Here is an 8,906-nt window from a genome sequence, read left to right on the forward strand (position 1 = left end):
CGAATGAATAATTTGAGACAGGCAGCAGGACTTATCAGCGGCATAAGGAAAATTTTGGTATGGCAAACCTGAACCTCGATCACCTGACTACTTTCAGACTGGTCGTAAGCCGGGGCAGTTTCTCCGGAGCGGCTGAAGCACTTGGTCTGTCACAGCCGGCAGTGAGCCTGCAGATAAGACAACTGGAGCAGGCGCTTCAGGTCCGGCTTATCGAGCGAACCAGCCGGGGAGTAAGGCCCACGCCTGCCGGGCTGACTCTCGTTGAGCACAGCATGAAAATTGATGCCGTGGTAAGTACAGCAGTTGAATCGGTGTGCCTGCATTCCGACGAGATAACCGGCACTGTTACTGTCGGCACAGGCGCAACGGCCTGTATTCATCTACTGCCCCCCTTACTGCAGCAACTGCGACAGGCCCATCCCCTGCTGAAGGTGGACGTACGCACAGGTAACACTTCCGATATTGTGCGGGGCGTGGAGGAAAACCGTATAGATATTGGCCTGGTGACTCTGCCAGCCGCAGGTAAAAGCCTGAGCATCATCCCGCTGGGCACGGATGAGTTTGTTGTCATCATGGAAAAGGATGCATCAGAGCAGAGCGCGAAAATATGGACTCCGGGCGCCCTGCTGCAGCTGCCGCTGATTATCTTTGAACCGGGAAGCGGGACACGCGCCCTGATTGACCAGTGGTTCCGGGAGACGGGACATATTGCCTGCCCGGTCATGGAGCTTGGCAGTATCGAGGCAATTAAAAGAATGGTTCGTGCAGGTCTTGGCTACAGCATTGTTCCCCGAATGTCCGTTGCATGCATTGAGGAAAGATCGGGGCTCGATCTTTACTCTGTGACGCCCTCTCTTCACCGGACTCTCGGGGCAGTTATGCGGGAGGACCGGATTGTAAGCAGAGGAATCAATGAAGTGCTGAAAAGCCTAAACAGCAGTTTTGCAAAAACCGAAAACGGATAAATATTATTCGATATCTAAACCGGACAGGTCCGGTCTACTCTGCCCGGGGAAGTATCACAACAGCGTTTACCAGCTACCAATGTCCGCTCTTGGCACATAACTGACGGTCAGACTCATCTCTCTAACCTTCTCTACATTACAAGGAAGTCGGTTCCCTCCGCTTCTGTGCCGCCACGGTATCCACCGCGGCGGCGGGTGTCAGCGCCGTGCCTCTACTTTAGCCCGGCCGCTGCGGCGGCAAGGGTCCGCTGCCGCCGTCATCCTCACCCGTTCTCACAGGAAACGGCGCATTCAGCCCGTTTCCTGCTGCGCTGCGGCTTCCGGTAACGCCCCTGCCTCCTCCGCTTTACGCCGGGCTTACGTGACGGCACGGCGTAAATGGCGCCGCAGCTGAACTGAGGAGAACACCCGTGAATACCGCATACACCTTAATCCGCCGCCACTGTCACAACCAGCTGGCACAACGCGGCTGGCCTGATGACCTTGATATCGAAACCAGCCTTTCATACTGCCAGGGGGACGGCGTCGCGTTTTACGGCCGTATCCACACTTACTGCATCCTTAAACTGCTGCTGGGGCTGGCCGGGCGCGGCTACCTCAGCGAGCAGGACTGGCAGGAGATGGATAACTGTATCGGCGAGAGCAACCTGAACATCGTTCTCCGCCCCAACAGCCTGGCAACGCATTACGCGCACGCCGGCACCATCACGCTGGAGTGTGAGGACTGGCCGGAGACTATGAGCGAGCCGCTGATGCGCCGCTTACTCGCCGCCCTGCGCCGGGAAATTAACGACCTGTGCGGCAGCGTGGCGGCAGACGGCTACCGGCTGATGGAGGCCATCAGTCCTTCCTGGGACAATGCGGTCATCCGCCATCACCGGACCCCGAATTTTACCGTCAACATTACCGAGGTGGAGCCGGCAGGGGGGTACGCGCTGCCGTGGGATGAGGAACTGCAGGACAGCTGTCTGGAAGCCATCCTGAACGAAGGCGCCACCCTGAGAACGCTGGAAGTCAGCGTGACCTGCGCGCGTACCGGTCACGTTTACGGGCAGTCAGTGATCCCGGATGTGATGCGTCATCCGAGCCAGCCGTGGCGGGAATGGTTTGAGCGTGACTGGGTGCGTGACGCTGTAACGGAGGCACGCCGGGAAATTAGCGAGACGCTGAACGCCTTTGCCTCCTTCCGCAGGGCGGCATAACGACGGGCAGGTGGCCTGCAGGCAGGCCGCCGCCTTCTCGCTGACAGTAAAAAGGAAGTCGTTTCACTCCGCTTTTCCTTTCCGGCGCCGGCCACGGCCCGCACCGGACTGAATACGCCCTCTGACACGCCGGCGTGGCGGCGGCATACGCCGTGCCTTCACGGTAGCCCGGCCGCTGCGGCGGCAAGGGTCCGCTGCCGCCGTCATCCTCACCCGTTCGCGCCATTCACGGTTCATTCAGCCCGCGAATGGCTTGCGCTGCGGCTTCCGGTGCCGCCCCTGCCTCCTCCACTTTGCGCCGGTCTGTCGTGCCGGCACGGCGTAAGCCGGAACGGTATAACCCTGAACTGTGGAGGATTTTATGAGCACGACAACACCCGCGGTCTATGTAGGCACCTGGCACAAATACAACTGTGGCAGCATTTTCGGCCAGTGGTTCGATCTGACCGATTTTGACGACGAGGATGATTTTCAGGAGGCGTGCCGCGAGCTGCACGCAAACGAGGCCGATCCAGAATTTATGTTTCAGGACTGGGAGGGTATCCCGTCGGATTTTGCATCTGAATCGTCGGTGGACTGGGCCTTTATCGACGCCTACAAGCGCGCCAGGGACGCGGGCAGGGATGCGGCATTCATTGCCTGGGCTGACTATTCCGGCGAATGCGATTACGACGCCTTTGATGATGCGTACCTGGGTGAGGCGGAGAGCGAGGAAGCCTTCGCGCAGCAGCATGTTGAGGACTGCGGCCTGCTGAACGATTTGCCGGAGTCGCTGCGCGGCTACTTCGACTATGAAGCCTACGGGCGGGATCTGTTCATGGATGGCTATGTCCTTCTTGATGGCCACGTTTTCAGCAGATAACGGCACGGGGCGGCGGCGCCGCCCCTGAAAAAAGACCGCCGGAGGGCGGGAAAACGAAAAGAAGACCGATCAGGAAAAACCATGTTAATCACTCCAAAAGCGCCATACGGCGTAACCTTCATTGTGCTGGATAACCTTGATGAAGCGTTTTATCTGAATGGCGAATTTATTGCCGGAGCATCCCGGGCCGACCGTGACGATTCTGTCAGGACGGCAGCGGAATGCGTGGCGCGGGTGCTGGGTGTGCCGTTTCGCGAGCTTGAACTCGCGGAGCCGGAGCATGAGGACTGGTGCTGGAACGATGTGGTGGATGCGCTGGGCTGGGGAAAAAGGCTGAAGCTGGCACCCGGTGTGGTAAGCAGTGTGCTTGCATGCAGTACGGCCCATATCAGCCGCAAGGATATGGAATTACTTGAGGGCTTCAGCCGCAGCCTGAATAACCGGCACTGGATCATATCTACAGAAAGCGCGGGCTGCATTATCCGTTACGATGGCGTAGCCCGGCCTGAACTGTTCCTGAAGCATTACGGCTTTTCCCGCCATCTGCGCCGCCTGGTTGCCACACACCGCAGGGCAGGGGGAAGCATGCTTCATCTGTCGCCGGACGCGGATGTCATCCACGGGCTGGACGTGTTTGAATGGTGATGAATCAGGTTAATATTTAGTCAATGGCAGGCGCGGGGGCCATGTCCGCCCGTCTGCCGCTTTGCTCACAGGGTTGTCAGCAGGATATCCACTGGGATTGTGGATTATCTGCTTCAGCCCCCGGCTCTGCGGCCGCGTAAACCCCAACGGCGCCCCTGCGGGGCCGGGTGAGGGCGGGCGCGCCTGCGGCGCCCCCGCTGCTCCCCCTTCGCCGCCTTCCTGACTTCTTCTTTCTCCCGCTCTTCTTACTCTCTTTAATCCTTGTTCATCTGTAGCTTGTCCTGCTCCTGCTCCTGCTCCTGCTCCTGCTCCTGCTCCTGCTCCTGCTCCCGATGCTGATGCTGTTAAGCAGCTGCTGCCGGCAGAAGAACGGCAACACCACAACCAGAAGGGCGCTGGCCCCCTTCGGCTCCCGGCCAGCGCTGCTGTCCGGTCGTCGAGCCCCACTCCGCCAGGGCGGCCGCACGCGCCCGCCAGTCTCCGCCGAACCCCTCCGGGTTTCGGGCCTGCCGGCTAGGGTCTGATGGCGAAGGTCAACCCCTGCAGCTGGCTGACGCCAGCAGCCTCACCGCGCCGGAGAACCGGCGCTTTAAGGACCGTAAAGCCGTTCCGCTCGCGGCCCGTCTTTCCGGGGTGTATGCCTGCTCACCGCCCGGGCCTGCCATCATTCGTCCTCACACCCCGCGGAGGGCTGGTCGTAGCACCGTCAGTTCGTCATCCGAAGGGTGAAATGCACTCCGCCAAAACTTTTTGCGTGCCGCAAAAACTTTAGTCTCCGCCCTTCTCCTGCCGCCCTGACGTTGCTCCTTTGCCCTTCGCCGCGACGTGATGAGGTCGAACGATGGACTACCAGCCAGAGAGGAGAAAAACCAGCATGCACACACAGAAAGTCAACACCGCCGCTCCGGAATCGGCCGAACAATTGCGAAAAGGCACTGATGCGTCGCAGGAGAACGCGCGTATTGCCCGCGGGCTGGCGGCTTCGGCGTTTGCCCGCCTGCAGGACGGCGTGAGCTTTACGGTGTCCCGCATCACCGTTCACGGGGATGCGCAGGCTGAAATTCGCCGTCACGGTGAACTGGTGTGGCGTGCCTGGTCTTTTGAACCGGAGTTCATGCCCGATCTCATGCAAAACCTGCGCAGCGTGATGCGCTGACCCACAACCAGAGAGGAGAAAACCATGCAGGCAAACAAGGTGCCCGGAAAGAAAATCGGCGTGACGAAAGACATGCTGCCCGTACTGCGTATTCAGGCCAGCGAAAACTGCCTGATTGAGTTCAGCCAGGTGGATATTCGCTTTAACGACTGCTGCGGCTGGCAGGTGGTGCTGGACGGCGTGCGCGTGCTGTTTGATCGCCGCGAGCATGAGCGCTTTCAGCAGTTGCGTGCCGGGGTGTCCGCCACCCTCGCCAGCGCGGCGGCAGGAGATAAGGCCATGCTGGCCGGGGCGAAAGCCCTGCTGAACCTGCTTGACCAGTACCCGTCCTTTGCGGCGCTGGCCGCCCACCCTGACCGGGTAAGCAAAGCGTAAAAATTTAAGCGCCGTGACCGGGTAGCCCCCCGGCCACGGCATGACCATCACAGTAACCAACAAGAGGAACACAGAATGGCCGATGCCAATACTAAGGCGAAAACCGCCTCAAAATCCACCCGCACCCGTAAAAGCGCGGCGGCGTCTGAAGCGCTTGCGCAGGCGCTGGAGACCGCACCTGTGCAGTACATCCCGGTTAACCGACTGGTGAAATCCCCGCTGAACGTCCGCACCATCCCGTACCCGGCTGACAGCGTCGCCAGCCTCGCTGATTCCATTAATGCGGTGGGCCTGCTACAGAACCTTGTGGTGCATGACATGCCGGACGGGTTTCACGGCGTGGCCGCAGGCGGCCGCCGTCTGGCGGCGCTGAATCTGCTCGCTGAACGCGGTATTTATACCGGAGAAAAAACCGTTCCGGTAAAAGTGGTGCCGGAGGAACTGGCGGTAGCGGCATCGATGATCGAGAACGGCGAGCGCCGCGACATGCACCCGGCCGAGCAGATTGTGGGTTTCCGCACCCTTGCGGCTAAAGGCAAAACCCCGGCGCAGATTGGCGACATGTTCGGCTACTCCTCCCGCCACGTCCAGCGCTGCCTGAAGCTGACGAATCTCGCCCCGTCTTTGCTGGACGCGCTGGCGAAGGATGAACTGACGCTTGAACAGTGTCAGGCACTGGTCCTTGAGGACGATCAGGCCCGGCAGGTGCAGATCCGGGAAAGCCTGAAACAGCAGTACGGCAATATGCCGTTTCCTGCTGCCCTCATCAAATCCCGTATCGTGGAAAAAGAAATCCCCGCTTCATCGCCGCTGTTCCGCTTTGTGGGCGCTGAGGCTTATCAGGCAGCAGGCCACGCGCTGCGCACTGACCTGTTCAGTATGAATGATGAAGGGTACGCGGACAGGGCCGTGGTGGAGTCACTGGCGCTGGCCCGTCTGGAAGAAGAGGCGAAGTGTAGTGGTCAACTAAAACTGGCCACCGCGTTAGAGTTTTTCCAGTATCGGTTTTCCGATTCGTTTGGTGGCAACCCACCATTATATTCGTGCGGTCTTAGTACGCTGTAATATCCAACGATATAGTCTGTTATTGCGTGGGCTGCATCGCTGAAACTTACATAGCCCGTCACCGGCACCCATTCGTTCTTCAGACTCCTGAAGAAGCGCTCCATTGGGCTGTTATCCCAGCAGTTTCCACGCCGACTCATACTCTGCCTGATCCGGTATTGCCACAGTAACTGCCGGAACGGCCTGCTCGTATAATGACTGCCTTGATCGCTGTGGAACATCACTCCGACGGGCTTACCACGCGTTTCCCATGCCATTTCCAGCGCTTTCATGGTGAGTCTGCTGTCCGGCGAGAACGACATTGCCCAGCCCACTGGTTTTCTTGCGAACAGGTCGAGAACAACGGCGAGGTACGCCCAGCGTTTACCCGTCCAGATATAGGTCACATCACCGCACCACACCTGGTTTGGTTCCGTTACGGCGAACTGTCGCTCAAGGTGATTCGGGATGGCAACGTGCTCATGACCGCCACGCTTATACCGGTGAGTCGGCTGCTGGCAACTGACCAGCCCCAGCTCTTTCATGAGTCTGCCGGCAAGCCAGCGCCCCATCTGATAGCCTCTCTGGGTTACCATAGCGGCGATGCTTCTTGCCCCGGCCGAACCGTGGCTGATGCTGTGCAGCTCAAGTACCTGACTGCGCAATACAGCCCGTCTGCCGTCTGGCTTTTCAGGACGGTTTTTCCAGTATTTGTAGCTGCTGCGATGAACCCCGAATACATGGCAGAGAGTGGCCACAGGATAACGCGCCCTGAGTTTCCCGATTAACGAGAACTGTTCAGGGAGTCTGACATCAAGAGCGCGGTAGCCTTTTTTAGAATATCGTTTTCCATTTCAATACGTTGTAGCTTTTTCTTTAGCTCACGTATTTCGATTTGTTCCGGCGTTATCGGGGAGGCTTTTGGCGTTTTTCCCTGACGCTCATCACGCAGTTGCCTGACCCATTTCGTCATCGTGGAAAGACCAACATCCATTGCCTTAGCAGCGTCAGAGACGGTGTAATTTTGGTCGACAACCAGCTGAGCGGATTCGCGTTTGAATTCAGGACTAAAATTTCTTCTTTTCATTGGTGCACCTGTGTTGTTCTGAGATGAGCATATCACCTCTGTTCAGGTGGCCAAATTCAGTAAACCACTACACTATCTGCATGATAGCTCATACTGAGGCTCTGGGGATAACGCTATCTATGTGTTTGCTCATGCTGGATATGTCTCTGATCTCCGCAGTGTAAAGGCTGTGCTTAATGGAGGCGACGATCAGGCATGCTGCCAAAGAAAAGCCCAGGTGAGCCGGGCGAAAAAGGCATAAAAAAAGCCAGCTCATCTGGAGCTGGCCGGAACTAAATACGAAGCATAGAGGAAGCGGCGCCGGGTGCCTCCCGGTGAGTAACTGACTGGCAACAGTAACCCGCACGCTAACTTACAGTAAGGATTGCCAGTATGCCCCTCCGCACAGGGGGATTCACCACTTTTACTAGTTTTGTTTAAATCTGGAAAATTTCCAGTCGCTGTGAATTTTATACTTTCTGTTTTTTCAGCGCCCTGAGTCATCGAATGAACCTATGCTTATCTTTTACGCCTTCCCTGAGAGAGAAAAGATGACCCAGAATGATCCGACAATGCTGCTTCTTTTATATTTCGTTCTTCCTGTCTGGTTGCTGGCAGGAATAAGCGACTGGTTATGCCACCGGAAGACAAATATTGAGACAACAACCGGAACAAAAGAAACGTTCATTCATATACTGATGTTCATTGAAGTAGGAGTGCCGTTACTCGCTGCGATATTTATGGAAGTTAATGCGCTGATTATCGGGTTGATGATTGTGTGTTTCTTCCTTCATGAAGCTACCGCTTTATGGGATGTTTCGTATGCGGTAACAGCACGAGAAGTATCCCCCATTGAACAGCATGTCCACAGCTTCCTTGAAATGGTGCCGTTGATGGCTTTGCTGCTGGTGATTTCACGACACTGGGAACAGTTCTTGTCGTTGTTTGGTTTCGGCCCAACAAAAGCAGATTTTAGCCTTTCCTTCAAAAGCGAGCCATTGCCTGTTTCTTACGTTGCGGTTCTACTTACTGCCATTTTGCTTCTGGAAGTTGTGCCCTATCTTGAAGAGCTGGTTCGGTGCCGCAGGCAACGCAAGGCATGACCCTGGTTCCTCCCTCTTAATTTAAAAGATATGTTTTCCCAGACGGACATTACAGCGAAACAAATCTGACTTTGTACAGAAAGACCGGTATATCTTTAAAAACTGTGTCAGTTGGTACAAGCGGTAGCTGGCAACAATAGCTGTATGCTTTTCTGCATAAGAGGAGGTGCTATGCACTTACCACAGGTATACTGGTCCGCGATACTGTCACATCAGAAATGCTAACCATTTCATGGTGCGTAACTGGGAAAATAAAAAGGCCAGCACGTAAGGAGCTGGCCTTTGTCTAAGTGAGTCAACTATCTATGTTTATGTGTGGTGCCGGGTGCCTCCCGGTGAATCACTGACTGACAGCAATGATCCGCGTGCTTCTTACAGTTCTTAACCAAAGTCTCGCCAGTACGCCCCTTCCCACTGAATCGCCACGGGTTTAACAGACACCTCAGAGTCATTTAAGATGGCTTAAAGAGAGGTGCCCATGAGCGGTA

General features: G+C 56.6%; 9 protein-coding genes. 8 read left to right on the forward strand and 1 reads right to left on the reverse strand.

Annotated features, from left to right (window positions below; translation table 11 throughout):
- The first annotated feature begins 59 nt into the window (after positions 1-59).
- From DW56_RS03030 to DW56_RS03060, 7 genes are all read left to right on the forward strand, one after another.
- Entirely contained in the window at positions 60-965 is a 906-nt protein-coding gene (locus DW56_RS03030) for a LysR family transcriptional regulator (protein WP_024553942.1), read from the forward strand.
- Positions 966-1,375: 410 nt separating this feature from the next.
- Entirely contained in the window at positions 1,376-2,167 is a 792-nt protein-coding gene (locus tag DW56_RS03035; RefSeq protein ID WP_024555185.1) for a hypothetical protein, read from the forward strand.
- A gap of 361 nt (positions 2,168-2,528) precedes the next feature.
- On the forward strand, positions 2,529-3,029 hold the full coding sequence (locus DW56_RS03040) for an antirestriction protein ArdA (RefSeq protein WP_024555021.1): 501 nt from the start codon (positions 2,529-2,531) through the stop codon (positions 3,027-3,029).
- A gap of 81 nt (positions 3,030-3,110) precedes the next feature.
- Positions 3,111-3,674, forward strand: coding sequence for a DUF5983 family protein (locus DW56_RS03045; protein ID WP_024555020.1), 564 nt, complete (start codon positions 3,111-3,113; stop codon positions 3,672-3,674).
- Positions 3,675-4,515: 841 nt separating this feature from the next.
- Positions 4,516-4,830 (forward strand): DUF905 family protein, encoded by a 315-nt coding sequence (locus DW56_RS21230; protein WP_235803277.1) that lies wholly within the window; start codon positions 4,516-4,518, stop codon positions 4,828-4,830.
- Positions 4,831-4,854: 24 nt separating this feature from the next.
- The gene (locus DW56_RS03055; RefSeq protein ID WP_029589724.1) at positions 4,855-5,205 is read left to right on the forward strand and encodes a hypothetical protein; all 351 of its coding nucleotides are present in this window, start codon (positions 4,855-4,857) and stop codon (positions 5,203-5,205) included.
- Between the two features lie 75 nt (positions 5,206-5,280).
- On the forward strand, positions 5,281-6,270 hold the full coding sequence (locus DW56_RS03060) for a ParB/RepB/Spo0J family partition protein (RefSeq protein ID WP_029589725.1): 990 nt from the start codon (positions 5,281-5,283) through the stop codon (positions 6,268-6,270).
- On the opposite strand, the gene DW56_RS21235 is transcribed toward DW56_RS03060, so the two are convergent.
- Positions 6,168-7,336 (reverse strand): IS3 family transposase gene (locus DW56_RS21235; protein WP_139152853.1). Its coding sequence is split into 2 segments (ribosomal slippage): positions 6,168-7,087 and positions 7,087-7,336, totalling 1,170 coding nucleotides; the frame shifts between segments, so codons are not numbered across the junction. The genes DW56_RS03060 and DW56_RS21235 overlap by 103 nt on opposite strands.
- 530 nt (positions 7,337-7,866) lie before the next feature.
- Between DW56_RS21235 and DW56_RS03070 the strand changes: the two genes are divergently transcribed.
- Positions 7,867-8,418, forward strand: coding sequence for a hypothetical protein (locus DW56_RS03070; protein WP_024554839.1), 552 nt, complete (start codon positions 7,867-7,869; stop codon positions 8,416-8,418).
- The last annotated feature ends 488 nt before the right edge of the window (positions 8,419-8,906 follow it).

The sequence above is a fragment of the Franconibacter helveticus LMG 23732 genome (assembly GCF_000463115.2).
Lineage (GTDB): Bacteria > Pseudomonadota > Gammaproteobacteria > Enterobacterales > Enterobacteriaceae > Franconibacter > Franconibacter helveticus.